The sequence below is a fragment of the Sulfitobacter sp. PR48 genome (genome assembly GCF_028807335.1).
In the GTDB taxonomy this organism is placed as follows: Bacteria; Pseudomonadota; Alphaproteobacteria; order Rhodobacterales; family Rhodobacteraceae; genus Sulfitobacter.
Genome location: NZ_JARAMM010000026.1, coordinates 1 through 23,128 on the forward strand (window position 1 = coordinate 1; position 23,128 = coordinate 23,128).

The following is a 23,128-nucleotide window of genomic DNA, read 5'->3' on the forward strand; positions in this document are numbered from 1 at the left end:
TGATCACATTGCTGCGCTCACATCAGGGCGCCAGCGGCAAAATCCGTCTCGCGCGGGTGGGCGACAATGAATGTCAACACGACCTAGAAATCTGTCGGTGCGCCGCCTTCGGCCTTCCGCCGCGCCACGAAATCCGCCAGTTCGTCGCGGATCGCGATGTCCATCGGGGGCGGTTCGAAACTGCTCACGATATCCTTGAACATGTGATGCGCCCGCTCCGGGGTCCAGATCGCGCCTGCGGCCTCCCAGCCCTCGTAGTTCTTCCAGTCGGACAGGAAGGGCTGGTAAAACGCGGTGGTATAGCGGTCCTGGGTGTGCTGAATGCCAAAGAAATGGCCCGTATTGCCCACCGACTTGATCGCATCCAGCGCGATTTCATCCGGGCCGGTGGCGCAGATCTCGGGCTGCATGTAGCGCTGGATCTGCTGCAGCACCTCGCAATCCATGATGAACTTTTCGGGGCTGGCGATCAGCCCGCCCTCCAGCCATCCGGCGGCGTGATACACCATGTTGGTGCCCGATTGCACCGCGGCCCAGAGCGAATTGGAGGTTTCCCACATCGCCTGGCCGTCCGGCACATTGGCGGCGCAGACGCCGGAGGACCGCAGCGGCAGGCCATAGAAGCGGGCAAGCTGCCCGGTCATCTGGGTCGCGCGCATGTATTCCGGCGTGCCAAAGGCGGGGGCACCCGATTTCATGTCCACGTTGGATGTGAACGTGCCGATCGCGACAGGGCAGCCGGGGCGGATGATCTGCGCCAGCACCACGGCACAAAGCGCCTCTGCCAGCGATTGCGCCACGGCGCCGGACATGGTGACAGGGGCCATTGCGCCCGCCAGGGTGAAGGGGGTCACCACCAGCCCCTGCCCGCGCCGCGCCAGCCGCATCCAGCCGTCCATCATCGGAAAATCGTGTTTCAAGGGCGAGGTCGAATTGATGTTGGTGTACATATGCGGGGTGGCGTCGAATTCATCATGGGTCAGACCACCCGCGATGCGCACCATTTCCATCACATCCTCGACCCGCTCGCGGCCCAGCGAATAGGCGTGCATGACCTTGTCGGTCAGCGTCAGCTTGTCGTAAAGCACGTCAAGGTGCCGCACCGAGGCATGTACATCCACCGGTTCGACGGGATAGCCGCCCGCAAAGTGGATGCAGTTGAAATACTGTGTCAGCTTCAGCAGGTCGCGGCACATCTCGCGGGTGCCGGGGACCTTCTTGCCAATCGCCATATCCCAGTAGTTGGGCGGTGAGGACACATTGCCGAACAGCAGGTTCCTGCCGCCCACGGTGATCCGGCGGTCCGGGTTGCGCGGGGTCAGGGTGAATTCGGCGGGGGCCTTGCCCACCCATTCCATCACGAAGTCGCGCCCCATGCGGACATTCTCGCCATTGACGGTGCAGCCCGCCTTGCCCAGGATTTCCAGCGCCTCGGGGTTCAGAAACTCGATCCCGATTTCTTCCAGTATCCGCATGGCACCATCGTGGATCGCCGCGATGCCTTCTTCGTCCAGAGGTTCGGTGGGGCGGTCGATGTTGACCGGCGGGTTCCAGGGCATCTGCTCGATGACCGCGCTGCCACGCCGGGTCTTGGCCCCCGCGCGCCCGCCGCTGCGCGTTTTGCGTCTGGGTTGGGTCTCTGTCATGGTTGCTCTCCTGAGGTTGCTCTCAGAAAGCCCCAGCCCAGCGCCCACATCCGTTCCGTTCGCGACGAAGGATGTCGCTTCCGGGCCGCCGTTAGCCGGTTATCGGGTGGCGCGCGTCGAGCCAGGCGGGCAGATGGCCGATATCGGGCAATACGGCATCAGCCAGCGGGGCCAGCGTTTCCGCCGTGGCCATGCCGGTGAGGACCGCGACACAGACCATGCCTGCGGTGCGCCCGGCCACCAGATCATGGGTGCTGTCGCCGATCATGGCGATCCGTTCGGTCGGCAGGCCGGTCGCCTCGGCAAAGGCCCGCATCTGGCCCGGCTCCGGCTTGCCGCCATGGCCACTGTCGAAGCCGGCGATGAAATCGAACTGGTCCTCGATCCCCGCCGCCGCCAGATGCGCCCGTGCAGGTACGATGGCATCATTGGTCGCCACACCCAGCGCCAGGCCGCGTCCGCGCAACCCCGTCAGCAAGGGAATCAGCGGCACCGCCTCGCGCTGCGGCGCGCGGGCGGCTTCCTCGTTCAACACGCCGATCAGCTGCGGGCCGGAAAGTTCGGGAAAAAGCGGCAGGAGCGCCGCCGTCACCTCTCCCGGTGTGCCCGCGATGACGATGCTGTCAGGCGCGAAGACGGCTGCATCATAGTCGAATCCGATCCTTGCGCCCGCCTGCAACGCGCGGTCATGGTCGCCGCCGCACAGCCGGGTCAGAAAGGCAGCGGCCCAGGCCTCCCATGTGGCGGCAAAGTCGAACAAGGTGCCATCCTTGTCAAAGAGCAACCCTTTGATTTCATTCATGTCCAATTCACCTGCTCGCCACCGGGCAAGGCCGCCCGTGCCATCATCGGCCTGTCATAGGATGCTTTCACCGCGTCACAGAAAGCCACCACCCAGGCATCATCCATCATCAGGAAATCGAGCACACCGCCGAGGAAGGCGGGATCGGCCGCGCGTTCGCGCAGATCGGTCTCGGAGGTCCCGGTGCTGCCCAGGAACACCGGCAGAAGGTCATCATTGCCAACCAGCCAGGCCAGCGCCTGCAGGGCAAAACTTTCGGCGGACTCCCGCGTATCGGACATGGCTCTTCCGTTTTTTAAGGTTCCAGCAACGCTTTGTTAACCAATGGGTTCAAGAAAGAACCTATGGAATGCGTTCTTACATCACGCGGAGGTCGGGGGCATGCAAGCTAGAATCCTCATCGCCGACCCGATTGTCACCAACCGCATCGTGCTGAAGGTCAAACTGGCCAGCGCGTTCTATACCGTCATTCAGGCGGGAACGATGGCCGAGGCCACGGAAATCGCGCTCTCCGATGCGCCGGACCTGATCATCAGCGCCTTGGAACTGCCCGACGGTTCGGCGGCGGAGCTTTGCGCTCAGCTGGCCAAATGGTCCCAGACCCGGCAGATCGGCATCCTGGCCCTGGCCGGTCAGATCGACCATGCCACGCGCATGGCCACGCTGGAGGCGGGTGTGCATGATATCCTGGTCAGACCCTATGACGAGACCCTGCTGCTGAGCCGGGTGCGCAGCCTGATCCGCACCTATAATGCAGAGGCGGAGTGGCAGATCCGCGACGATACCACGCGCGCCTTGGGCTTTGCCGAACCGGAGGTAACCTTTGGCCCGCAGGGCGAATTCGTGCTGGTGGGGCAGGACCGGACCACAATCCAGCGATGGGCCATCGGGCTGCGCCCCCTGCTGGGCGGCAAGGTCACGCTGGCCAGCGACAAGGAGATCATGGGCAAGCGGCTGGACAAGGGCCCGCCGGACGTCTTTGTCCTTGTGATCGGGCCGGAGACCGCCGGGTCCGGCGACAGTCTGAGGCTGATCTCGGCCTTGCGGACAAATGCAAGGTCGCGGCATTGCGGCATCCTGGTCCTGCAGACGCAGCCCGATGCCACATTGGCAACCAATGCGCTGGACATGGGCGCGGACGACCTGATGACCGATGGTTTCGACGCGGCCGAACTTGCCCTGCGGCTCAAGGCCTTGCTGCGGCGCAAGCTTCTGTCGGAAAAGCTGCGCCAGACTGTCCGGACGGGGCTGAAAGCGGCGATGTATGACCCGCTCACCGGGCTTTACAACCGGCGCTATGCCATGCCGCATCTGGTGCGCGTGGCCGAACAGGCGCGCAGCACGGGACGCCCCTTTGCGGTGATGGTTTGCGACCTGGATCATTTCAAACGCATCAATGATCTTTACGGCCATGCCTCGGGCGATGCGGTGCTGGTCGAGGTGGCCGAACGGCTGCGCAGTTCCCTGCGGGCGATGGACATGGTGGCCCGGATCGGGGGCGAGGAATTCATGATCGTGATGCCCGCCACCACCCTGCCCGAAGCGCGCCAGGCGGCGCTGCGTCTTTGCGACCTGATTGGCGGAAGCCCCTTCGACCTGCCCGGCAGCGCCGATCCGGTCCGCATCACCATCAGCATCGGCATGGCGCTTGATACCCAGCCCCAATCGCCGGAGGGGGCGGGCGATGCCGATATCTCGGCGGAGGATGCGGGGGCCAGGCTGATGGATCAGGCGGACAAGGCGCTTTACGCCGCCAAGGTCAAGGGCCGCAATCAGGTCAAGCTTGGCCGTCCCGCCGCCTGAATTGCCGCCGCCTGAACTGCCAATATCACCATGATCGCAATTGCGGCGGGGTCCGAATTCATTCCGCCTGACGGGGCCAGCGCTGTGCATCCGGCGCGCCAAGCGCTGCCACCACCGGAGCAAGCAAGCGCCGGGGCACCATCATCAGGAGCGCCGGCGCATCAACCGTGACCGTCATCGGCCCGGTGGCATGGTTCGATGTACCGGACTGGACGCCGGGCGCGAAATCAAGCCCGTCGAGCGGCCAGTGCAACCCGGTGCTCTGCGCCGTGACCGGGGCCAGCGGAAACAGGGAGATCACCTCGGCGCGTTCGGTCGGCAGGCTGATGCGGGGCGGGGCAAGGAACAAAAGCTCCTCTGCCCCGATCAGCACACAGGGGCGATCCGCGCAGACCATCAGCGTGTGCAATGCCGCCAGCTGGTGGTCGATCCGCCCGCCGGTAAAGCCCACCGCGATGACAACGGGGGCCGCGATGCGGGTCAGCGCCTTTTCGAAATCCGTGCTGTCCTGTTCCGCGATCAGATGCAGGTGACCCGCCGGTATTGCGCGCCGCGTTTCGGGCGAAAGCGAGTCGAAATCGCCGATCACGGCTTCGGGCATGATCCCGGCTGCAAGGGCAAGTGCCGCGCCGCCATCCGCTGCAACGCAGCGGGGCGCCAGCGTCAATGCTTTGTGAAGATCTTGTGGCGTAGCCTGCCCACCACCGACCAACGTGATTGGACCCTTCCCGTGAACAATGCCCTTCGTTTTGGCGACAATGCCGTCAATCATGGCTCATTTGCCCTTATTCCGGAAACAGATCACATTCTGGCCTTAAAATGATACGATGCCTTGCACAGATTCGGACCTCTTTGGTCTTGGACATCGTGGTAAACAGATATCTGCAGAACCGCAGAGGACGAGCATCCGATGATGAGTAACAACAAGATCCTGACCGTCTCATATGGCACGTTTTCGTGCACGCTGGAAGGTTTCGATGACAGCTTCGGCACCATGAAGGCGATTGCGGAGTATTTCCGCGATCTGGCGGCAGATGACCGTTACTTTGGTGCAGAACCTCCGCAGCCCGATGCCGAAATGCTGACGCGGATTGCTCAGAAGGAAATTTCGCGCCGGGTTCAGGCCCGCGAACATGATGGCAAGATCGTGCTGAGCGCGCTGGAAGATCACAGCGATGCGCCCGAACAACCCGCAGCCAAGGCACCGGAAGCCGCTCAGGCAGAGGCCAGCGCGCCTGCTGCCGCCGGTATCGCAGCGCTGGCCGGCGCCGCCGAACCAGCCGCCGCTGCCCCCGTTGAAGCAGCCCCTGCACCTGTCGATGAGGCTGACGCCGCCATCGCCGCAGAAGCGCATGTTGACCTGGCCGATCTGGCCCGGGAAGAACCGGCCGGGGCTGACAGCGACACACCCGCAGAAGAAACAGCAGCGCCCGAACCGATCCGCGAATTCGCCGAAGAGGCCGTGGCCGGCACGGCACCCGAGACCTCCGTTCAGGACGAAGACGAGAACGACATCGTTCCGGGCCAGCCCGATTCGGAGGTCGAAGCCTTCTTTGCCGAAAACGCGGCAGAGGGTTCCGTCTCTGACGATTTCGAGGATGACCTGGCAGAGGCCGCCGAACCGGCCGGGACGGCAGAGCCGGTTGCCGCTGCCCCGGCAGCCCCCGCGCCCGACAGCATCGCCGCCAAGCTGCAGCGCATCCGTGCGGTTGTGGCGCAGCATGACGATGCCGACGACGAAGAGGCCTATGCCGAAGACGAAGATGCCATCGCAGGCAGCCGTGCCGCGGCTGCGTTTGACGATCTGGAAGACGCCGCAGAGGATGACCAAGCCGATGACAACGCGGAGCAGGATCTGATCGCCCGCGCCCGCCATGACATCGAAGACGCCCTTGATGCGGATGACGCGGCGGATCAGGCCGAAGCGGAAGACGATTACAGCGACATCCTGAACCGTCTTTCGATGGATGATGATGACGCCGTGGCCGAGGCCGTGGAAGACGAGGCCGAAGGTGAGGACGACAGGACCTCCGAGGTCGAAGATGCCCTGGCGAACCTGTTTGACGACGAGGACGAGGCAGAGGCAGAAATCGAGGAAGCCGCGGAAGCGGAGGATGCCTTCGACGCCATCGAGGATGCCGAGGTAGAAGCCGCGCTTGCGGGCGAGCCCGAAACCGCCCCGCAGCCCCGCGCCCGCGTGATCAAGGTCAAGCGCGCCGATCTGGAAGCGGCGATCAACCGTGGCGAGCTGGAAGAATACGACGACGAGGAAGACGACGATTTCGACATGTCCGACCTGGATGATGTGGACCGGGCGCTTGACGATCTGGCGCCTTCGAAATCGGCCGATACCTCGCTTTCGCCCGAAGACGAACAGGAACTGGCCCGCGAGCTGGCCGAGCTTGAGAAAGACATCGAAGGCGACAACATTCTGCCGGTCAGGCAAAAGGCCGATGACCGCGCGGCCGGCACGTCCCGGCACACCCTGCCCGCCATCGAGGATGAAGCAAGCGACGACATGTCCCGCCTGATGGCCGAAGCCGACCATCACATGGACGAGCCCGAAAGCACGACACGCCGCAATGCCTTTGCCCATCTGCGTGCCGCGGTTGCGGCCAAGAAGGCTGATGGCGGGATCGGCACCGATGCCGAGCAGGAAAAGAAGGACCGCGCCTTCCGCTCCGACCTGGCAGAGGTTGTGCGCCCGCGCCGCCCGGTTGGGTCCGGCAACCGCACCGCCCGGCCCGAAGAATCGCGTCCCGCACCGCTGAAACTGGTGGCCGAGCAACGCATCGACGTTGAAAAGACCCGTGCCGCGGGCCCGGTGCGTCCGCGCCGTGTTTCCGCCGTTGTGACAGAACCGAAGGCCACCGCCGAGGGCACCGTCAGTTTTGCGGAATATGCCGAGGAGATGGGCGCGCATTCCCTTCCCGAGCTTTTGGAAGCCGCAGCGGCCTATATGTCCTTTGTCGAAGGGTTCGAGCAGTTCTCCCGCCCGCAGCTGATGACAAAGGTGCGTCAGGTCGGCCCGGAAGAGGGTTTCAGCCGCGAAGACGGTCTGCGGTCTTTTGGCCAGCTGCTGCGCGCGGGCAAGATCGAAAAGATCAAGGGCGGGCGGTTCACCGTCTCCGAGGATATCGGTTATCGCCCCGACCAGCGCGCCGTAGGGTAACCCCGGCACACCCGTTGTGAAATGGCCGCCCCTCGGGGCGGCTTTTTCATTTCAGATCAGAGCCTTGCGGATGTCTTCAGTAAACGCGGCAGCTTGCCGGACAAGGGCGGCGGAGCGGCCTCGGGGAGCATCGCGTCAGATTTGCGGCTCAGTGAACATTGCTGCCTTGCCCGCAGCCGCCTCAATCGTCGCGCGCTTCCGGGTCCGCCTGACCGATCCCCTTGAACACGAACTTGAACGGGATCGCCCAAAGCACCCCAAGACCCACGTAGATCGCGAGTTCCACGAGAATCGAAGGCCGGTCGAAGAGCGCCACCAGGTTCAGCGCCACGACGATATAGAGCGGTAGACCGACCAGCAGAATCACCAATGCCCAACGGCGGCGTGCCTTATAGCTCAGGGCCATGAAGCCTCCTCAGTCCGCGAAGGGGTCGGTGACCAGAATCGTGTCTTCCCGCTCCGGCGAGGTGGAGAGCAGTGCCACGGGACATTGGATCAACTCTTCGACGCGGCGCACGTATTTGATTGCCTCGGCGGGCAGATCGGCCCAGCTGCGCGCGCCTTCGGTCGATTGCGACCAGCCCGGCATTTCCTCATAGACCGGGGTGCAGCGCGCCTGCTGGTCTGCGGCGGTGGGCAGATATTCCAGCGTCTTGCCGTCCAGCTCATAGCCGACGCAGATCTTGAGGGTTTCAAACCCGTCCAGCACATCCAGCTTGGTGAAGGCGATGCCGTTCACGCCGGATGTGGCGCAGGTCTGGCGCACCAGCACGGCGTCGAACCAGCCGCAGCGGCGCTTGCGCCCGGTCACGGTGCCAAATTCATGCCCCCGCTCGCCCAGGCGCTGACCATCCGCGTCGTGCAATTCGGCGGGGAAAGGCCCCTCGCCCACGCGGGTGGTATAGGCCTTCACGATGCCGAGAACAAAGTCGATGGAGCCGGGCCCGATGCCGGTGCCGGTTGCTGCCTGACCCGCGATCACATTGGAGGAGGTGACGAAGGGATAGGTGCCAAAGTCGATATCCAGCAGCGCGCCCTGTGCGCCCTCGAACAGGATCCGCTTGCCCGCCTTGCGCTGTTCGTTCAGCACCTTCCAGACCGGTGCCGCATATTCCAGAACCGCCGGGGCGATCTCTTTCAGCGCCGCGATCAGCGCGTCGCGGTCCACCGGCTCAAGCCCCAGACCCCGGCGCAGCGCGTCGTGGTGCACCAGCGCGCGGTCCACCCGCAGTTCCAGCGTCGCCTCATCCGCCAGATCGGCCACACGCACCGCGCGGCGGCCCACCTTGTCCTCATAGGCCGGGCCGATGCCGCGCCCTGTCGTGCCGATCTTGGCCACCGAATTCTGCGCCTCGCGGGCGCGGTCCAACTCGCCGTGGATCGGCAGGATCAGCGATGTGTTTTCGGCAATCATCAGGGTCTCGGGGGTGATGGTGACACCCTGGCTGCGCAGCCCTTCGATTTCCTTGACCAGATGCCAGGGGTCCAGCACGACACCATTGCCGATCACGCTCAGCTTGCCGCCGCGCACGATGCCCGAGGGCAGCAGGCTCAACTTGAAGACCTCACCGTCGATCACCAGCGTATGGCCCGCGTTATGCCCGCCCTGGAAACGCGCGATCACATCGGCACGCTCGGACAGCCAGTCGACAATCTTGCCTTTTCCCTCGTCGCCCCACTGGGCTCCGACAACAACGACATTGGCCATATTGAACTTCCCCTTTTGGCAACCGGCCTTGCTATAACGTCGAAGCGGCGCGGGTGAAACTGAAAAACGCGGCATTGCACCGAAGGCCGCATTTTCCCGCGCGCTGCGGGCGGGGAGAGCCATGGACTTTCCCCGCGCGAGAGCGGTAATTTCAGCGTGAAACGGTGAAAGGGTCCGCAATATGGGTTTCGTGATGCGCTGGGTCTGCGCCTTTGTCCTGCTGGCAGTGACCTTCAATCCGACCGAATACAATTACACCAACTGGGTGATGGATTACGGCAGCGACAATATGTCCATCGCGGTGCTGCTGGGGCTGTTGCTGCTGATCGGCTACATCATCTATCTGCGCGCCACCCTGCGTTCCATCGGGGCCTTCGGCATGTTGCTGGTGCTTGCGGTCGTGGGGGCCGCACTTTGGGTGCTTTATGATCTGGGGGTGCTGCGGCTGGACAATTCCAGCTTCAATGTCTGGCTGTCGCTGGTCGCACTCAGCTTTGTCCTGGGCATCGGGCTCAGCTGGAGCCATGTGCGCCGGGCGCTCTCCGGTCAGGCCGATATGGATGATGTGGACGAATAACGGGACGCTTAGGCTCTGGACTCATTAATCTTACACGCTCAGTTTGACAGATTTTTTCGCAGACCAGGAACATCTGCGCAGGAATAGTGGTTCTATTTCAAGCAGATGTGACGCAAGCTGCGGGAAAATCCGTCAAACCCGAAGGGCGGTGATTTCACCTCATTTCAATGTCTTGGGTCGTTTGCAAATAGAACCACTATTGGCTGCACGCCCCAAACCATTGAAATTTCGTGAAATCGCCGCTGAGCATGTAAGATTAATGGGTCCAGAGCCTAACGGGACGGCGGGCGGGGCGCACTGGCGTCAGCCAGCAGCGTCGTCCAGCCGGACGGGCGCGCCATGCGGGGTGCGCAGATAGGCCGCTTCCCAGGCGTCCCGCAATGCCGCGACATCACGGGAATCGGCGAGGCCCGTCTCTGCCAGGAAAACCTCAAGCGTTTCCAGCCAGGCGGCAAAGTAATCCTCGCCGCCGTTCAATTCCCGCGTCAGACCGTGCCGCCGCAGGGTTGCGCCGAAACGCGCGGCCCAGTCGCCCCAGCTGAACTGGCCGGATTCGTTCAGATGTACCGTCAGGGCAAAGACCTGCGCATGCCAGGGTGCCTCAAACACCGGTTCGGGCCGGGTCATGGGGCAGCGCTCAGATAGCTTTGCCACAGGTCCACCACCACCTCGTCATCCGGGTGTTCGGGGTGGGCCCAAAGTTCGGAGGCCGGGAAAACCACGGCATAAAGCGGCTCGGGCGCCTCGCCCTGCCCATGGGCATTGCTGTCGGGAAAGACATGTGACCCGTGCAGCCGCAGGATGCGCCCCCGCGCCCCTGCCGCATAGCCGGGCAGCCGTGTATGCCCGCCCGGCACTGCGGCGTTCTCGGCCTGCGCCCGTGTCACCACCGCGTCGCCTGCCGCAAACAGCGGCTTCACCGCGCTGGGGCGCTCCACCGGGCCGCCGCGCGCCAGAACCTCGGCCACCCTGGCACGCGTCAGCACCTTGTCCGCCAGGGGGCTGGGCCCTGCCTCTGCCGCGCCTGCCAGTTCGTCGCGGGTGACAAGGCCCCGTTCCACCAGCAGGTTCGCCAGCGCCGCCATCCACTTTTCGTAATAGGAGAACCGCGCGTAATCCTTTGGGGCCAGGCATTCCCGCGCATGGCGCGACATGTCGATGTTCCATTGCCCCAGCGGGCCGGTCGCCACGGTGACCGCCATGGCACGCGGGTGCCAGTCTGCGTGAAAGATCACGCTTTCGTCTTCGGGCACCACCGGGCCGTCGCCGAACCGCCCGCCCATGTCGTGGACGCGGGTCATGGCTGCCGCGCCAGGCCGGTGCCGATCATGCTGTCGCGGCTGACTAGGGCCATCAGCGCCTCCTCCTCCATGCCTTCGGTGCCCTCGGGCCTGCGCGGGATCACCAGATAGCGCATTTCGGCGGTCGAATCCCAGACCCGCACCGCTGTTTGCGGCGGCAGTTCAACCCCGAAATCCGCCAGCACCTTGCGGGGTTCGCGCACCACGCGGGCGCGGTAGGCATCCGATTTGTACCAGCCCGGCGGGATCCCCAGGAGCGGCCAGGGATAGCAGCTGCACAGGGTGCAGACGACCATGTTGTGCTGCTGCGCCGTGTTCTCGACCGCCATCATATGTTCGCCCTGACGCCCGCAGAATCCCATCTCGGCCACCACGGCGGTCGCATCCGCCATCAGGGCGGCGTGAAATCCCGGATCGCGCCAGGCCCGCGCCACCACCCGCGCGCCGTTGCGCGGACCGATCCGGTTTTCATAGGTGTCGATGATTTCATCCACCGCCGCCGGGTCGATCAGCCCCTTGCGCGTCAAAAGCGTTTCAAGCGCCTTGACCCGCAGGGCGGGGTCGGAGGGCAGCAGGCTGTGCGGTTCATCATGATCGTGTGGCATGGCCAATCATTGCCAAAGGCCCGCGCGCTTGTCCATGGGCTGAAACCGGCCCGATCGGCCAAGTCCTTCTGATTTCAGATCACTTTACAGGCGAAATGCGCCGAAAAATATGTTATACAGATTGCATGAAGCGAGTCTGATACACCTCATTTCCAGGGAAAACCTCTTAAACAAAGGCGTGGTTGAGCACCGCTTCGAGAAAGACCGCCCACCGCAATGGGCGGTCTTTGTTTTGGGCCGGACAGCGGGGTTTCACCGCTGACCCGCGGCTGATGTGCATCGGGCCAATCCTCCCTTGCCCCGCGTGGCAAAGACGCCTAGATACGCCCAAACTAAATCGAAAGCGGTCCCATGGAAAACGTCCTTCTGATCATCCACCTTCTGCTGGCCCTTGGCCTGATTGCGGTTGTCCTGCTGCAGCGGTCAGAGGGTGGCGGTCTTGGCATGGGCGGCGGCGGTGCCGTTTCGGGCCGCGCGGCGGCAACCGCATTGGGCAAGCTGACATGGCTGCTGGGCGCTGCGTTTCTGGTCACGTCGATTTCGCTGACCATCATCGTGGCGCAGAAATCTTCGGGGGCTTCCGTCATCGACCGTCTGGGCGCGGCACCGGCCACCCAGTCCGAAGATGGCGGCACAGCACCCGCAAGCGATAACCTGCTGCCGCCGACGGCGGATGACAATGCACCGCTGGTGCCCGCAGCCGATTAACCTGCAAACACAATACCTTGAGGATGGGATGATTTTCGCAACATGATGTTGCGGGCGACTCTTGCCTCGACCAACCGAATCCTGTTAGGCTTAAGTCCCGTGGTGCTGCGGTTTTCTGCAACGCATCTGGCTGGTTTTTGCCACAGAAATGCGAATACACGGGGGCTGTCCGAACATGGCGCGATATATTTTCATCACCGGTGGTGTGGTCTCTTCACTGGGCAAGGGGCTGGCCTCCGCGGCGCTGGGGGCCTTGCTGCAGGCGCGGGGCTTTTCGGTGCGGCTGCGCAAACTGGACCCTTACCTGAACGTCGATCCCGGCACGATGTCGCCTTTCGAACATGGCGAAGTCTTCGTCACCGATGACGGGGCGGAAACCGATCTCGACCTGGGCCATTACGAACGCTTCACCGGGGTCCCCGCAAGGATGACCGATTCCGTCTCCTCCGGCCGCATCTATTCCAACGTGCTGGAGAAAGAGCGCCGCGGCGATTACCTGGGCAAGACCATCCAGGTGGTGCCGCATGTTACCAATGAAATCAAGGACTTCCTAAACATCGGTGACGATGAGGTCGATTTCATGCTCTGCGAGATCGGCGGCACCGTGGGCGACATCGAAGGCCTGCCCTTTTTCGAGGCGATCCGCCAGTTCAGCCACGACAGACCGCGCGGGCAATGCATCTTCATGCATCTGACCCTCCTGCCATACCTTGCCGCCTCCGGCGAGTTGAAGACCAAGCCGACCCAGCACTCCGTCAAGGAATTGCAGAGCATCGGCATCGCCCCCGACATTCTCGTCTGCCGCTCGGAACAGCCGATCCCGGAAAAGGAACGCGAGAAAATCGCGCTGTTCTGCAACGTCCGCAAGGAATCCGTTGTTGCAGCCTATGACCTGAAGTCGATCTACGAGGCGCCGCTGGCCTATCACGCGCAGGGGCTGGACCAGGCGGTGCTGGATGCCTTCGACATCTCTCCGGCGCCACGTCCGGACCTGGCCATGTGGCACGATGTCTATGACCGCATCCACAACCCCGAGGGCGAGGTGAAGATCGCCATCGTCGGCAAATACACCCAGCTTGAGGATGCCTATAAATCCATTGCAGAGGCGCTGACCCATGGCGGCATGGCCAACCGGGTCAAGGTGCGCGTCGAATGGGTGGATTCAGAGATTTTCGACAAGGCCCAGGATGTCGGCCCGCATCTGGAAGGGTTCCACGCCATCCTCGTGCCCGGCGGTTTCGGCGAGCGCGGCACCGAGGGCAAGATCAAGGCGGCGCAATATGCCCGCGAACACAAGGTGCCCTATCTGGGGATCTGCCTGGGCATGCAGATGGCGGTGATCGAGGCGGCGCGCAACCTGGCCGGCCTGAAGACCGCAGGCTCCGAGGAATTCGACCACGAAGCCGGGAAAAAGCGTTTCGAGCCGGTGGTTTACCACCTCAAGGAATGGGTGCAGGGCAACCACAAGGTTGAACGCAAACTGGGCGACGACAAGGGCGGCACCATGCGTCTGGGCGCCTATGACGCGGTGCTCAAGGCCGGGTCCCGCGTGGCCGAAGCCTATGGCACCACCCAGATCGACGAACGCCACCGCCACCGCTACGAAGTGGACATTGCCTATCAGGAAACGCTTGAGAAAACCGGTCTGGTGTTTTCCGGCATGTCCCCGGACGGCCGCCTGCCCGAGATCGTGGAATGGCCCGATCACCCGTGGTTCATCGGCGTGCAATTCCATCCGGAGCTGAAATCCAAACCCTTCGCCCCGCACCCGCTGTTCAAGGATTTCGTCCGCGCGGCCAAGGAGAATTCGCGGCTGGTCTAGGGCGTTTCAGCGCCACAGGGACGACATGGAAAGAAAGCGGGCATGGCGGTTGAACCTGCCAGCCGGGCCTCGGGCAAGGACGGCAGACACCGGACAGCGGGGCGGCAAACCCTCCCGTCTTGCGGGAATGATGCATTGGCAGTAGCCTTGGCGGCATTTCACCTCCGCCATTTCAGAAAGCCATACCCATGCAAGTCTTTCAGACCGGTGCCGACCGGTATCAAAATGCGTCAGAAGACCCCTATGCGAAGATCAACCAGCGCACCCTCGCCTTTTTCGTAGGGTTGGTTGCGCTTGGCCTGCCCACCATCATGCTGATCGGCGTGTTCAACCCGGTCTGGCCGACCTGCTACCGCGCCTCCATCAGCCATTATTATTACGCGCCCTTCCTGGGTGGCCCTTTCATCGGGGCGCTGGTCTTTATCGGCACCTATCTGTGGGTCTATCAGGGCGAGGACAAGGACGGCGCGGAGGGGCGTCTGGCCACCTGGGCCGGCATATTTGCCATTGGCGTGGCCCTGTTCCCCACCTCCGGCTTTGGCTGCGATGCGGACAGCTTCACCGCCCGCGCCATGGTCAGCTTTGGCCCCGATCCCGACCATCTGGACCTGATCAAGGTGCCGCCCATCGACGGGCTGCCCGATCTTGCGCCCTACTTCCGGCTCACCTCGTTTTCGGCCAGCCTGCATTACGCCTCTGCGGCGCTGCTGTTTTCGTTCCTGGCCTGGTTCGCGCTGGTGGTCTTTACCGCCGTGGAGCCGCATCAGCGCAATCCCGACGGGTCGCTGAAACAGGCCAAGATCATCCGCAACAGCCTTTATATCGCCTGTGGCGGCATCATGATCTTCTGCATCCTGGCGATGGGGCTTTACGCGGCGCTGGGGGCCTGGACCAGCCTTGACCTGTCCTGGTGGCCCCGCGCGCGGCTGACCTTCTGGTTCGAGACGGTGGCGCTCTGGGCCTTCGGGCTGTCCTGGATGGTCAAGGGCCGGTTCTGGGGCAGCGCGCTGGAGGATGCCCGCTGTTGAATGCCATGCGAAAGTGACTTGAACCAAGGGATTTCCTGAATCTTGTCGGACGGCCGTGCCAGGCAATCCCGACTCAAATGCCCGTAATTTCCGACCCGAAGCGGACCTTCTGCGCGGAACAGCGGGTGTCTGCTCAGCGGGCATTGCTGCGAAACGTCAAGCCGCGCATCGACGGGCCGTGGTTCGGCGATCCGACCTCAGTGACTGGCACTTAATGGCAGCCAAGCACATCCTAACTAACGATGTGGCATTAGAGCAGCCAAATCGCCGTGCCAGGGGACGGCCCGGCGATGCGCGGCGGCCTGCGGCCTTGATTCCGCGCAAGGGTAGAGGAAAGGGCTCTTTCCCGCCCTGCGCCGCAAAGCGCACGAACGGCAGCTTCTCCCAGGCAGAAACGATCCGGGTCAGCGACCTGACAGGAAAACCGCTCTTGTCTGACACCTGACACCCGCGAAAGCTGAGCCCTTGCCACGCCGCTGCAATCCACTACACCCGTGCCATGCTGAGTTACCAACATATCTACCACGCGGGGAATCTCGCGGATGTTCACAAACACGGGCTGCTGGCCTGGATGCTGGCCTACCTTACCCGCAAGGACAAGCCGCTGACCTATCTGGAAACCCACGGCGGTCGCGCGCTTTACGATCTGGACGATGCGGCCGCGCGCAAGACCGGCGAGGCGGCGCAGGGCATCGACCGCGCGGCGGGCTGGTTCGGTGCGGATCATCCCTATCTCCAGGTGCTGAACGAGGTGCGTGCCGACCACGGGCCGCGCGCCTATCCCGGCTCTCCGCTGATTGCGGCGCGGCTGCTGCGCCCCGATGACCGGATCCACCTGGCCGAGCTGCATCCTGCGGAACATGCCGCCCTCGACTTTGCGATGTCACCCTACCCCGCGACCTGCCATCTGCGTGACGGGGTGGAAATGGCCTTTGCCCTGACCCCGCCCACACCGCGCCGGGGGCTGATGCTGATCGACCCGAGCTATGAGATCAAGACCGACTACGAAAGCCTGCCGCGCAGCATCGCCAAGCTGGCGCGCGCCTGGAACGTCGGGATCATCGTGCTGTGGTATCCGATCCTGACCAGCAAGGCGCATCAGCCGATGCTGGCCGAGCTTGCCCGCAGCCACCCCGAGGCCCTGCGCCATGAGGTCCGCTTTCCCCCCGCGCGCCCCGGCCACGGGATGGTGGGATCGGGGCTTTTTGTCATCAACCCGCCCTACGGGCTGGAGGCCGAGGCCAAACGGCTGGCCACGCAATTTACAAGATAGGAGCCACCGATGCCCAAGGGATACTGGATCGCCCGGATGGATGTGAAAGACGCGGAAACCTACGACAGCTACCGCGCGGCCAATGCGAAACCCTTTGCCGACTTCGGGGCAAGGTTCCTGGTGCGGGGCGGCACCCAGGACCTGCGCGAAGGCAGCTGGCGCAGCCGCACCGTGGTGCTGGAGTTTGCCAGCCTTGCAGATGCGATTGCCTGTTACGAAAGCGATGCCTACCAGAAAGCGAAGGAGATCCGCCTGCCCGTCTCCGAAGGGGATATGATCATCGTCGAAGGGTACGACGGCTGAAATCTATGCTAGGCTGCGACGATGATCTTCATGCGCGCGCTCTTTCTTTCCCTGCTCCCCACCGGCCTGCTTGCCTGTGGCGCGCCGGTCTGCCTGGTCAACCCCGACAGCCTGGCGCTGACCCGTGTCATCACCTTTGACGACATTCCATCCGGTGCCGGACCGGGCCTGCGGGTGGATGATGTCATGAACCTCGACGGTGCCCAGTTCGGTGAAATCTTCGCAGGCCAGGGGCTGGCGGCGGCGGGCGCCCATGATCAGGTCATCGGCGCGGCGCTGGGTCCGCTGATCCTGCTGCCGGGTGCGCCGGGGCAGAACCTGTCGGTGGTCAACTTCCAGGGTAATACGGTGCTGAACGGCTATGGCCCCGCCGGGTTTCCACGCCGTGAAGGCCAGGGAGAAGGCGCGATTGCCGTGCTCTTCGACAATGACCAGAACGCCCTGTCCTTTGCCCTGCGCGGCGGCGAATCCGGTGTTGCACTTGCCCAGTTCCTGCGCCGCGACGGCTCGGTCATCGGGGCTGTTCCGATAGAGCCCACGGGCGAATTCACCCTGGGGTTTGCCCGCGCCGATGACATCCGTGACATCGCGGGCATGGTTTTGACAAATACTGACCCCGAAGGCATCGCCATCGACACTTTACGCTTTGGAAATCCGCCGGACCTGAGCTAGACAGGCCGTCATGTTCGAACGCCTCTTTCCCCGCCGCAAACCCGCGCCGAAACCCCTGCCGCAGCCGAATGCGCAGCTTGCCCTTGGGGCATTGCTGGTGCGCGTGGCGCTTGCCGACCGGAATTACAATGCAGCGGAGGTCGGCCAGATCGACCGCATCCTTGCCCGGACTTTCGGGTTGAAACCGCTGGAGGCCGCGAAACTGCGCGCCACCTGCGAGGCGCTGGAACGGGATGCGCCGGGTACGCCGGAATTCGTGGATATCCTGCGCGAGGAAGTCGATTATGCCCACCGCAGGGCTTTGGGCGAAGCCATGTGGTCCGTCGCGCTGGCCGATGGCGATCGTGACGAAAAGGAAGAAATCCAGCTGCTTGCCATCGAAACCGCGCTTGGGCTGACCGATGACGACATGCAGGCCGCGCGCGAGGATGCGCTGCGCAATCTCTGAGTTGGCAAGGCCCCTGCGCGGGTCTATATCCTGATCATGTTTGCTGATTTCATCAAACGGCTGACCCAGCCGGATCCCGCCCCGCTTGCCGATACCGATGCCCGCCTCGCGCTGACCGCGCTTCTGGTGCGTGTTGCCCGGTCGGACAATGACTATGACGCCGGCGAAATGCGGCGGATCGAGGAAATCGCCCGCGACCGTTATGGGCTGACCCCGGAACAGGCCGCCGCCCTGCGCGCCGAGGCCGAAGAGCTGGAGGCGCAGGCCCCCGATACCGTCCGCTTTACCCGCGCGATCAAGGAGGCGGTGCCCTATGAGAATCGCCTCGGGGTGATCGAGGCGCTGTGGAAGGTGGTTCTGGCCGACGGCACCCGCGCTGACGAGGAAGACGCGCTGCTGCGCCTTGTCGCCAGCCTGCTGGGTGTCGAGGACAAGGACAGCGCCATGGCCCGCCAGCGGGTCGCGGCGCGCTAAAGCGTTTCCAGTTTTCGTTGAAACGACGCATCGCCAATGTCCCGGGAGCGCCAAAGGCGCGGCAGGGTATTGGCGATACAGCATAAACTGGAAACGCTCCAGGCAAGGCTCAGCGCCGGGTCATGATCCGGCGCCCAGCGCCCTGCCCCGCAAGCGGTCGGTCCTGCGCGCAAATGTCACGATGATCAGGGTCGCCGCGCTCTGCACCGCTGCAAAGACGATCATCGCGGGCAGCAGCCCCAGCACATCCGCCAGCGCGCCGCTGGCGATGACCGGTAGCGAGAACCCCGCATAGGCATAGACGAACAGCCCCGCAGCGGCGCGCGCACGGTCCTGCGGCGCCCGCAGCGACACCTCTGCCAGCGCGGCCAGATAGGTGAACCGATAGCTCGCCGCACTGGTAATGCAGGTGCCGAGCAACACAAGGGCCAGCACCTTGAGCCAGACACCGGCCAGCAGCACCAGAAACCCCAGCGGGATCAGCACAAACCCCAGGTTCAGCGCGCCCTGGTTTGTCATGCGCCGGGCCAGCGGCTGGCACAGGAAGCCCGCAAAAATCGCCAGAAAGATCACCAGACCGGTCCATCCGCCCAGATCGTTCGCCGCCAGTTCCAGCGGCACGATGGCAATGGTCATGCCGGTCGTGGACCATGCCAGCGCCATCGCCGCCCCGAAGCGCCAGCTGCCTGCCGGAAACACCGGCAACCGCAGCAGGGACACTGGCCGCAGGCTGTCGTTCCGGGGCAGCATCAAGGCCGTCACCGCAAGCACGGGCGCCGCGATGAACAGGGCGATATAGCTGACCGGCAGCAGCGTCGGCCCCTGCACCCCAAGGCTGATCCCCGTTGCCAGCGCCCCGCCACCGAACCCCAGCGAAGTCGCCGAGGTGACAGCCAGTGCCGCGTTCCGCGCCTGCGCCGTTCCCATGATCTCGGCCATATAGGCGGTGCCCGCTGTGGTGGCGAGGCCGGTGCCGACCCCCAGCAGACAGCGGGCAACCACAAGCGTGGTCCAGCCCGGCAGCAGGACCAGAAGCCCCGTCGCCACCGCCCCCAGGATCAGCGCCAGCGCCAGCGGAATGCGCCGCCCGATCCGGTCAGACAGACCGCCCAGCAGCAGGAGCGTCGGCATCAGCCCCCCGACATAGGCGGCAAAGGCCAGGGTGACCGCCGTCGCGCCCACCCCGCTTTGCGCCGCATAGATGTCATAAAGCGGGGCCTGAAGGTTCACCGCAAAGGTGACCGTGAACAGCGCCAGCCCAAGCAGCGCGGCGGCAAGAATTCCCGACATGGCAAGACCCTCAAAGATTGACTTGCACGGGGCATGCCATGCGCCATAATGCATGACAATTTTTAGATTGTACCAGGTACAGGGGGTGTGATGGGCAAAGCCAAATATCTGCGCCTCGCCGACGCGCTCACCGGCGCCATCGAGAACGGTAAACTTGCGCCGGGCACCAGATTGCCCACGCACCGCGCCTTTGCCGAACAATTCGGCGTCGCCCTAGCCACGGCCACGCGCACCTATGGCGAACTTGAACGCCGGGGCATGGTTCTGGGCGAGGCGGGGCGCGGCACCTTCGTGCGCGATCCGGGCCTGCCGCTCACCCTGGGGGTCCGGCAGACCGACAGCGAAGGGCTGGTCGATCTTGTCTTCAACATGCCCGGCGGTGCCGGGGATGCGGATATGCTGCGCTCCGGGCTGCGGCGGCTCGCGGCCTCGGGCGATCTTGAGGCGATGCTGCGCTATCAGCCCCATGGCGGCCGCCCCCACGAGTGCCGGATCATCGCGGAACATCTCTCGACCAGCCTCGGCCCGGTCGATCCGGAGGCGCTGCTGATCACATCGGGCGCGCAGCACGGGCTGGCGATCACCGCACTTGGGCTGCTGCGGCGCGGGGATGCGGTGGCCACCGACATGCTGACCTATCCCGGCTTCAAATCCGTCGCCGCCCTGCAGGGGCTCGACCTGGTGGGCATCGAGGGGGTGGATGGCGTGATGAACCCCGATGCGCTGGACCGGCAATGCCGCATCCGCAAGCTGCGCGCGCTCTATCTGATCCCGACCGTACAGAACCCGCTGGGCGCGGTCATGGACCTGCCCACCCGGCAACGCCTGATCGAGGTGGCGCGAAAGCATGACCTGTTGATCCTGGAGGACGCGGCATATGCCTTTCTCGAACCGGATCCGCCGCCGGGCTTCCTTGCCCTTGCCCCCGATCTGACGATCCACCTGGGCGGTTTCTCCAAAAGCCTCGCGACGGGGCTGCGGCTTGGCTATGTGATTGCCCCGGCGCGGCATCTCGACGGGCTGCTTGATGCGATCCGGGCAACCACATGGAACGCGCCCGCGCTGATTTCCGGTCTGGTCACCGGCTGGATCACGGATGGCACGCTTGCAGCCTCCGAGCAGACCCGCCGCGCGGACGGTGCCGAACGTCAGCGCATCTGCCGCGCCGTGTTTGGCGAAAGGCCGGTGCTGGCGCACCGCAATGCGGGGTTCGCCTGGCTGCCCCTGGACAGGGGGCTGCGCGCCGGCCCCATCGTCACCCATCTGAAACAAAAGGGGCTTTCCGTCTCCGGCGCGGAGCCTTTTGCCACCACCGCCGCGATTCCCCAGGCGCTGAGGCTGGCCTTTGGCGGCATGAGGACAGAGGAGCTGACCGCCGCCCTGCAAACGGTACTGGACGCCATCGAGCGCCACACGCCCGTGAAACCCACCCCGCGGCCGGGCCTGTGACGCAGCTTTGCCACCGCCCGCGCCGGGTGCCTGCCCTGTCCTTCAGCGATTGACCCTAGGTCAGCCCGCAAATTATGCGGCCCTGCCAAACACGGCGTTGCAATCTGAGGGAAATTATTCCCTTATGTCACATCGAAACGGTAAGAAGTGACACTCGTGGACCCTGAGACCCCCGTCATCCAGATCAACGACCTGCACAAGGCCTATGGCGCGCTCGAAGTGCTCAAAGGCGTCAGCCTGAGCGCCCCCAAGGGAAATGTGATTTCGCTGATCGGATCATCCGGGTCGGGCAAATCGACGCTGCTGCGGTGCTGCAACCTGCTGGAAGACAGCCAGCAGGGCGACATCCTGTTCAAGGGCGAACCCGTCACCTGGAAGGGCAGCCACCATGGCCGCAGGCCCAGCGACCCCAAACAGGTGCTGCGCATCCGCACCAATCTCAGCATGGTGTTCCAGCAATTCAACCTGTGGTCCCATATGACCATCCTGCAAAACGTGATGGAGGCGCCGCTGACCGTGCTGGGGCGCGACCGGGCAGAGGTCGAACAGGCCGCACGCGGCTATCTCGACAAGGTCGGGATCGGTGACAAATGCGATGTCTACCCGGCCCAGCTTTCCGGCGGCCAGCAGCAGCGCGCCGCAATTGCACGGGGGCTCTGCATGGAGCCCGAGGCGCTGCTCTTTGACGAGCCGACCAGCGCGCTTGACCCGGAGCTGGAGCAGGAGGTGGTCAGGGTCATCAAGGATCTGGCCACCGAGGGGCGCACGATGCTGATCGTCACCCATGACATGAAACTGGCCGCTGATGTGTCCGACCACGTCATTTTCCTGCATCAGGGCCTGATCGAGGAACAGGGGCCGCCCGACCGGCTGTTCGGCGCGCCCACATCAGAACGCCTGCGCGGGTTCCTTTCGGCGACCCACGCAACGTAGACCAGAACGAAAACCAGAACGGGAGTAACACGTTATGAAAAAGATTATCCTTTCCGCCACGGCGCTGGCGATGATCGCCGGAGCGGCCTTTGCCGATTCGCATTCCAGCACCGTCCGCATGGGGACCGAGGGCGCCTACCCTCCCTACAACTTCCTCAACGATGCGGGTGAAGTCGACGGCTTCGAGCGCGAAGTGGGTGACGAGCTTTGCGCGCGGGCCGAGCTGACCTGCGAATGGGTCACCAATGAATGGGACAGCATCATCCCCAACCTGACCTCCGGCAACTACGACACCATCATCGCCGGCATGTCGATCACCGACGAGCGCGACGAGGTGATCGACTTCACGCAGAACTACTTCCCGCCCGCCGCCTCCGCCTATGTGGCGAAATCGGCTGATGCGGATCTGACCGGCGGTGTCATCGCGGCGCAGACCAGCACCATCCAGGCCGGTTATGTTGCTGAATCCGGTGCCACCCTGCTGGAATTCGCCACCTATGACGAAACCGTCGCCGCCGTGATGTCGGGCGAAGCCGATGCGGTTTTCGCCGACAAGGACGCGCTGGCCCCCACGGTCGAGGAATCCGGCGGTGAGCTGAGCTTTGTTGGCGATGACGTGCCGCTGGGCGGCGGTATCGGTGTCGGCGTCCGCGAAAGCGACACCGAGCTGAAAGGAAAGCTCGACGCGGCGATCCAGTCCATGAAGGACGACGGCAGCCTGAACGAGCTGATCATCAAATGGTTCGGCGCAGACGCCAAAACCTTCTGATACAACAAAGGCCGGCCCGATGCGGCCGGCCTTTCCGCCCCGAAGCCCTAGCCCAGCAGCGGGTCTTCAAATGCCACAGGAACGAGGAAATCAGTGCCCGCGTCATCCAGACTGAAAGACTGCGGACCGGTCGCGCCAAGCAATGGGTCTTCGAAGCCGTTTTCGACCACCAGACCCAGCACGCGGGGCATCGTCAGACCCAGCAGCGGATCCTCGAACATGCCTGATCCGTTGTCGATCACGGTGGCGGCGGAGCTTTTGAAAATGAATTGGTCTGACATGTGTTTTCCTTTGGCTGAATGCGGATCTTTGAATGGTCCGAGCATTCCAGACCTGTCTCTTGCT

25 protein-coding genes are annotated in these 23,128 nt (G+C 63.9%); 14 read left to right on the plus strand and 11 right to left on the minus strand.

Annotation, left to right across the window (positions count from 1 at the left end):
• Positions 1 to 83: 83 nt before the first annotated feature.
• The 3 genes from PVW51_RS22210 to PVW51_RS22220 all read right to left on the minus strand — a co-directional run bounded on the left by PVW51_RS22210 (position 84) and on the right by PVW51_RS22220 (position 2,729).
• On the minus strand, positions 84 to 1,646 hold the full coding sequence (locus PVW51_RS22210; protein ID WP_274577646.1) for a trimethylamine methyltransferase family protein: 1,563 nt from the start codon (positions 1,644 to 1,646) through the stop codon (positions 84 to 86).
• 91 nt (positions 1,647 to 1,737) lie between these two features.
• The gene (locus PVW51_RS22215) at positions 1,738 to 2,448 is read right to left on the minus strand and encodes an HAD family hydrolase (RefSeq protein WP_274577648.1); all 711 of its coding nucleotides are present in this window, start codon (positions 2,446 to 2,448) and stop codon (positions 1,738 to 1,740) included.
• Positions 2,445 to 2,729 (minus strand): DUF3572 domain-containing protein, encoded by a 285-nt coding sequence (locus tag PVW51_RS22220; protein ID WP_269364947.1) that lies wholly within the window; start codon positions 2,727 to 2,729, stop codon positions 2,445 to 2,447. Before PVW51_RS22220 ends, PVW51_RS22215 begins: the two co-directional genes overlap by 4 nt.
• Before the next feature lie 100 nt (positions 2,730 to 2,829).
• On the opposite strand from PVW51_RS22220, the gene PVW51_RS22225 reads away from it, so the two are divergent.
• Positions 2,830 to 4,251 carry a diguanylate cyclase domain-containing protein gene (locus PVW51_RS22225; RefSeq protein ID WP_274577655.1) on the plus strand — a complete coding sequence of 474 codons (1,422 nt, stop codon included), beginning with the start codon at positions 2,830 to 2,832 and terminating at the stop codon, positions 4,249 to 4,251.
• A gap of 58 nt (positions 4,252 to 4,309) precedes the next feature.
• On the opposite strand, the gene PVW51_RS22230 is transcribed toward PVW51_RS22225, so the two are convergent.
• Positions 4,310 to 5,023 (minus strand): thiamine diphosphokinase, encoded by a 714-nt coding sequence (locus PVW51_RS22230; protein WP_274577657.1) that lies wholly within the window; start codon positions 5,021 to 5,023, stop codon positions 4,310 to 4,312.
• A gap of 141 nt (positions 5,024 to 5,164) precedes the next feature.
• On the opposite strand from PVW51_RS22230, the gene PVW51_RS22235 reads away from it, so the two are divergent.
• Entirely contained in the window at positions 5,165 to 7,423 is a 2,259-nt protein-coding gene (locus PVW51_RS22235; protein ID WP_274577659.1) for a hypothetical protein, read from the plus strand.
• Positions 7,424 to 7,604: 181 nt separating this feature from the next.
• Here the strand turns inward: PVW51_RS22235 and PVW51_RS22240 are convergent, their stop codons facing one another.
• Together PVW51_RS22240 and PVW51_RS22245 are read right to left on the minus strand one after the other, a co-directional pair.
• Positions 7,605 to 7,829, minus strand: a complete 225-nt coding sequence (locus tag PVW51_RS22240; protein WP_114275759.1) for a DUF2842 domain-containing protein — start codon at positions 7,827 to 7,829, stop codon at positions 7,605 to 7,607.
• Between the two features lie 9 nt (positions 7,830 to 7,838).
• Positions 7,839 to 9,131 (minus strand): adenylosuccinate synthase, encoded by a 1,293-nt coding sequence (locus PVW51_RS22245; RefSeq protein ID WP_114275760.1) that lies wholly within the window; start codon positions 9,129 to 9,131, stop codon positions 7,839 to 7,841.
• Positions 9,132 to 9,312: 181 nt separating this feature from the next.
• On the opposite strand from PVW51_RS22245, the gene PVW51_RS22250 reads away from it, so the two are divergent.
• Positions 9,313 to 9,708, plus strand: coding sequence for a DUF6524 family protein (locus PVW51_RS22250; protein WP_274577662.1), 396 nt, complete (start codon positions 9,313 to 9,315; stop codon positions 9,706 to 9,708).
• A gap of 303 nt (positions 9,709 to 10,011) precedes the next feature.
• Here the strand turns inward: PVW51_RS22250 and PVW51_RS22255 are convergent, their stop codons facing one another.
• Genes PVW51_RS22255 through nthA form a run of 3 tightly spaced genes read right to left on the minus strand, consistent with a single transcriptional unit; the run spans position 10,012 to position 11,614 of the window.
• Complete coding sequence (locus PVW51_RS22255; protein ID WP_274577664.1) at positions 10,012 to 10,335, minus strand: nitrile hydratase accessory protein; 324 nt, start codon at positions 10,333 to 10,335, stop codon at positions 10,012 to 10,014.
• Complete coding sequence (gene nthB, locus PVW51_RS22260) at positions 10,332 to 11,009, minus strand: nitrile hydratase subunit beta (RefSeq protein ID WP_274577667.1); 678 nt, start codon at positions 11,007 to 11,009, stop codon at positions 10,332 to 10,334. The genes PVW51_RS22255 and nthB overlap by 4 nt, the downstream gene beginning before the upstream one ends.
• Positions 11,006 to 11,614: a nitrile hydratase subunit alpha gene (gene nthA, locus PVW51_RS22265; RefSeq protein ID WP_274577669.1), complete on the minus strand. Its 609-nt coding sequence runs from the start codon at positions 11,612 to 11,614 to the stop codon at positions 11,006 to 11,008. The genes nthB and nthA overlap by 4 nt, the downstream gene beginning before the upstream one ends.
• Positions 11,615 to 11,965: 351 nt before the next feature.
• Between nthA and secG the strand changes: the two genes are divergently transcribed.
• The 8 genes from secG (at position 11,966) to PVW51_RS22305 (ending at position 18,342) form a co-directional block, all read left to right on the plus strand.
• On the plus strand, positions 11,966 to 12,322 hold the full coding sequence (gene secG / locus PVW51_RS22270) for a preprotein translocase subunit SecG (protein WP_269364930.1): 357 nt from the start codon (positions 11,966 to 11,968) through the stop codon (positions 12,320 to 12,322).
• A 175-nt stretch (positions 12,323 to 12,497) separates the two neighbouring features.
• Positions 12,498 to 14,144, plus strand: a complete 1,647-nt coding sequence (locus PVW51_RS22275) for a CTP synthase (protein WP_269364928.1) — start codon at positions 12,498 to 12,500, stop codon at positions 14,142 to 14,144.
• 188 nt (positions 14,145 to 14,332) lie between these two features.
• On the plus strand, positions 14,333 to 15,172 hold the full coding sequence (locus tag PVW51_RS22280) for a hypothetical protein (protein WP_274577672.1): 840 nt from the start codon (positions 14,333 to 14,335) through the stop codon (positions 15,170 to 15,172).
• A gap of 499 nt (positions 15,173 to 15,671) precedes the next feature.
• Entirely contained in the window at positions 15,672 to 16,445 is a 774-nt protein-coding gene (locus PVW51_RS22285) for a 23S rRNA (adenine(2030)-N(6))-methyltransferase RlmJ (RefSeq protein ID WP_274577673.1), read from the plus strand.
• A 9-nt stretch (positions 16,446 to 16,454) separates the two neighbouring features.
• The gene (locus PVW51_RS22290) at positions 16,455 to 16,748 is read left to right on the plus strand and encodes a DUF1330 domain-containing protein (protein WP_274577676.1); all 294 of its coding nucleotides are present in this window, start codon (positions 16,455 to 16,457) and stop codon (positions 16,746 to 16,748) included.
• A 21-nt stretch (positions 16,749 to 16,769) separates the two neighbouring features.
• Positions 16,770 to 17,420 (plus strand): hypothetical protein, encoded by a 651-nt coding sequence (locus tag PVW51_RS22295; RefSeq protein ID WP_274577678.1) that lies wholly within the window; start codon positions 16,770 to 16,772, stop codon positions 17,418 to 17,420.
• Between the two features lie 10 nt (positions 17,421 to 17,430).
• The gene (locus PVW51_RS22300) at positions 17,431 to 17,868 is read left to right on the plus strand and encodes a tellurite resistance TerB family protein (RefSeq protein ID WP_269364918.1); all 438 of its coding nucleotides are present in this window, start codon (positions 17,431 to 17,433) and stop codon (positions 17,866 to 17,868) included.
• Between the two features lie 36 nt (positions 17,869 to 17,904).
• Positions 17,905 to 18,342, plus strand: coding sequence for a tellurite resistance TerB family protein (locus PVW51_RS22305; RefSeq protein WP_274577681.1), 438 nt, complete (start codon positions 17,905 to 17,907; stop codon positions 18,340 to 18,342).
• A gap of 120 nt (positions 18,343 to 18,462) precedes the next feature.
• On the opposite strand, the gene PVW51_RS22310 is transcribed toward PVW51_RS22305, so the two are convergent.
• On the minus strand, positions 18,463 to 19,632 hold the full coding sequence (locus PVW51_RS22310; protein WP_274577683.1) for an MFS transporter: 1,170 nt from the start codon (positions 19,630 to 19,632) through the stop codon (positions 18,463 to 18,465).
• 90 nt (positions 19,633 to 19,722) lie between these two features.
• Here PVW51_RS22310 and PVW51_RS22315 point away from each other — a divergent pair, with 90 nt between their 5' ends.
• The 3 genes from PVW51_RS22315 to PVW51_RS22325 all read left to right on the plus strand — a co-directional run bounded on the left by PVW51_RS22315 (position 19,723) and on the right by PVW51_RS22325 (position 22,783).
• Positions 19,723 to 21,081: an aminotransferase-like domain-containing protein gene (locus PVW51_RS22315; RefSeq protein WP_274577686.1), complete on the plus strand. Its 1,359-nt coding sequence runs from the start codon at positions 19,723 to 19,725 to the stop codon at positions 21,079 to 21,081.
• 156 nt (positions 21,082 to 21,237) lie between these two features.
• Complete coding sequence (locus PVW51_RS22320) at positions 21,238 to 22,014, plus strand: ABC transporter ATP-binding protein (RefSeq protein WP_269364910.1); 777 nt, start codon at positions 21,238 to 21,240, stop codon at positions 22,012 to 22,014.
• A gap of 34 nt (positions 22,015 to 22,048) precedes the next feature.
• A complete protein-coding gene (locus tag PVW51_RS22325; RefSeq protein WP_269364908.1) occupies positions 22,049 to 22,783 on the plus strand; it encodes a transporter substrate-binding domain-containing protein in 735 nt (244 codons plus the stop codon).
• 47 nt (positions 22,784 to 22,830) lie between these two features.
• On the opposite strand, the gene PVW51_RS22330 is transcribed toward PVW51_RS22325, so the two are convergent.
• Positions 22,831 to 23,064, minus strand: coding sequence for a hypothetical protein (locus tag PVW51_RS22330; RefSeq protein WP_114275775.1), 234 nt, complete (start codon positions 23,062 to 23,064; stop codon positions 22,831 to 22,833).
• Positions 23,065 to 23,128: the final 64 nt, after the last annotated feature.

What these genes read in the sequence shown, in the direction of transcription:
- PVW51_RS22210 (WP_274577646.1), bottom strand. Translation starts at nt 1,646, where the DNA reads ATGACAGAGACCCAACCCAGACGCAAAACGCGCAGCGGCGGGCGCGCG.
- PVW51_RS22215 (WP_274577648.1), bottom strand. Translation starts at nt 2,448, where the DNA reads ATGAATGAAATCAAAGGGTTGCTCTTTGACAAGGATGGCACCTTGTTC.
- PVW51_RS22220 (WP_269364947.1), bottom strand. Translation starts at nt 2,729, where the DNA reads ATGTCCGATACGCGGGAGTCCGCCGAAAGTTTTGCCCTGCAGGCGCTG.
- PVW51_RS22225 (WP_274577655.1), top strand. Translation starts at nt 2,830, where the DNA reads ATGCAAGCTAGAATCCTCATCGCCGACCCGATTGTCACCAACCGCATC.
- PVW51_RS22230 (WP_274577657.1), bottom strand. Translation starts at nt 5,023, where the DNA reads ATGATTGACGGCATTGTCGCCAAAACGAAGGGCATTGTTCACGGGAAG.
- PVW51_RS22235 (WP_274577659.1), top strand. Translation starts at nt 5,165, where the DNA reads ATGAGTAACAACAAGATCCTGACCGTCTCATATGGCACGTTTTCGTGC.
- PVW51_RS22240 (WP_114275759.1), bottom strand. Translation starts at nt 7,829, where the DNA reads ATGGCCCTGAGCTATAAGGCACGCCGCCGTTGGGCATTGGTGATTCTG.
- PVW51_RS22245 (WP_114275760.1), bottom strand. Translation starts at nt 9,131, where the DNA reads ATGGCCAATGTCGTTGTTGTCGGAGCCCAGTGGGGCGACGAGGGAAAA.
- PVW51_RS22250 (WP_274577662.1), top strand. Translation starts at nt 9,313, where the DNA reads ATGGGTTTCGTGATGCGCTGGGTCTGCGCCTTTGTCCTGCTGGCAGTG.
- PVW51_RS22255 (WP_274577664.1), bottom strand. Translation starts at nt 10,335, where the DNA reads ATGACCCGGCCCGAACCGGTGTTTGAGGCACCCTGGCATGCGCAGGTC.
- nthB (WP_274577667.1), bottom strand. Translation starts at nt 11,009, where the DNA reads ATGACCCGCGTCCACGACATGGGCGGGCGGTTCGGCGACGGCCCGGTG.
- nthA (WP_274577669.1), bottom strand. Translation starts at nt 11,614, where the DNA reads ATGCCACACGATCATGATGAACCGCACAGCCTGCTGCCCTCCGACCCC.
- secG (WP_269364930.1), top strand. Translation starts at nt 11,966, where the DNA reads ATGGAAAACGTCCTTCTGATCATCCACCTTCTGCTGGCCCTTGGCCTG.
- PVW51_RS22275 (WP_269364928.1), top strand. Translation starts at nt 12,498, where the DNA reads ATGGCGCGATATATTTTCATCACCGGTGGTGTGGTCTCTTCACTGGGC.
- PVW51_RS22280 (WP_274577672.1), top strand. Translation starts at nt 14,333, where the DNA reads ATGCAAGTCTTTCAGACCGGTGCCGACCGGTATCAAAATGCGTCAGAA.
- PVW51_RS22285 (WP_274577673.1), top strand. Translation starts at nt 15,672, where the DNA reads ATGCTGAGTTACCAACATATCTACCACGCGGGGAATCTCGCGGATGTT.
- PVW51_RS22290 (WP_274577676.1), top strand. Translation starts at nt 16,455, where the DNA reads ATGCCCAAGGGATACTGGATCGCCCGGATGGATGTGAAAGACGCGGAA.
- PVW51_RS22295 (WP_274577678.1), top strand. Translation starts at nt 16,770, where the DNA reads ATGATCTTCATGCGCGCGCTCTTTCTTTCCCTGCTCCCCACCGGCCTG.
- PVW51_RS22300 (WP_269364918.1), top strand. Translation starts at nt 17,431, where the DNA reads ATGTTCGAACGCCTCTTTCCCCGCCGCAAACCCGCGCCGAAACCCCTG.
- PVW51_RS22305 (WP_274577681.1), top strand. Translation starts at nt 17,905, where the DNA reads ATGTTTGCTGATTTCATCAAACGGCTGACCCAGCCGGATCCCGCCCCG.
- PVW51_RS22310 (WP_274577683.1), bottom strand. Translation starts at nt 19,632, where the DNA reads ATGTCGGGAATTCTTGCCGCCGCGCTGCTTGGGCTGGCGCTGTTCACG.
- PVW51_RS22315 (WP_274577686.1), top strand. Translation starts at nt 19,723, where the DNA reads ATGGGCAAAGCCAAATATCTGCGCCTCGCCGACGCGCTCACCGGCGCC.
- PVW51_RS22325 (WP_269364908.1), top strand. Translation starts at nt 22,049, where the DNA reads ATGAAAAAGATTATCCTTTCCGCCACGGCGCTGGCGATGATCGCCGGA.
- PVW51_RS22330 (WP_114275775.1), bottom strand. Translation starts at nt 23,064, where the DNA reads ATGTCAGACCAATTCATTTTCAAAAGCTCCGCCGCCACCGTGATCGAC.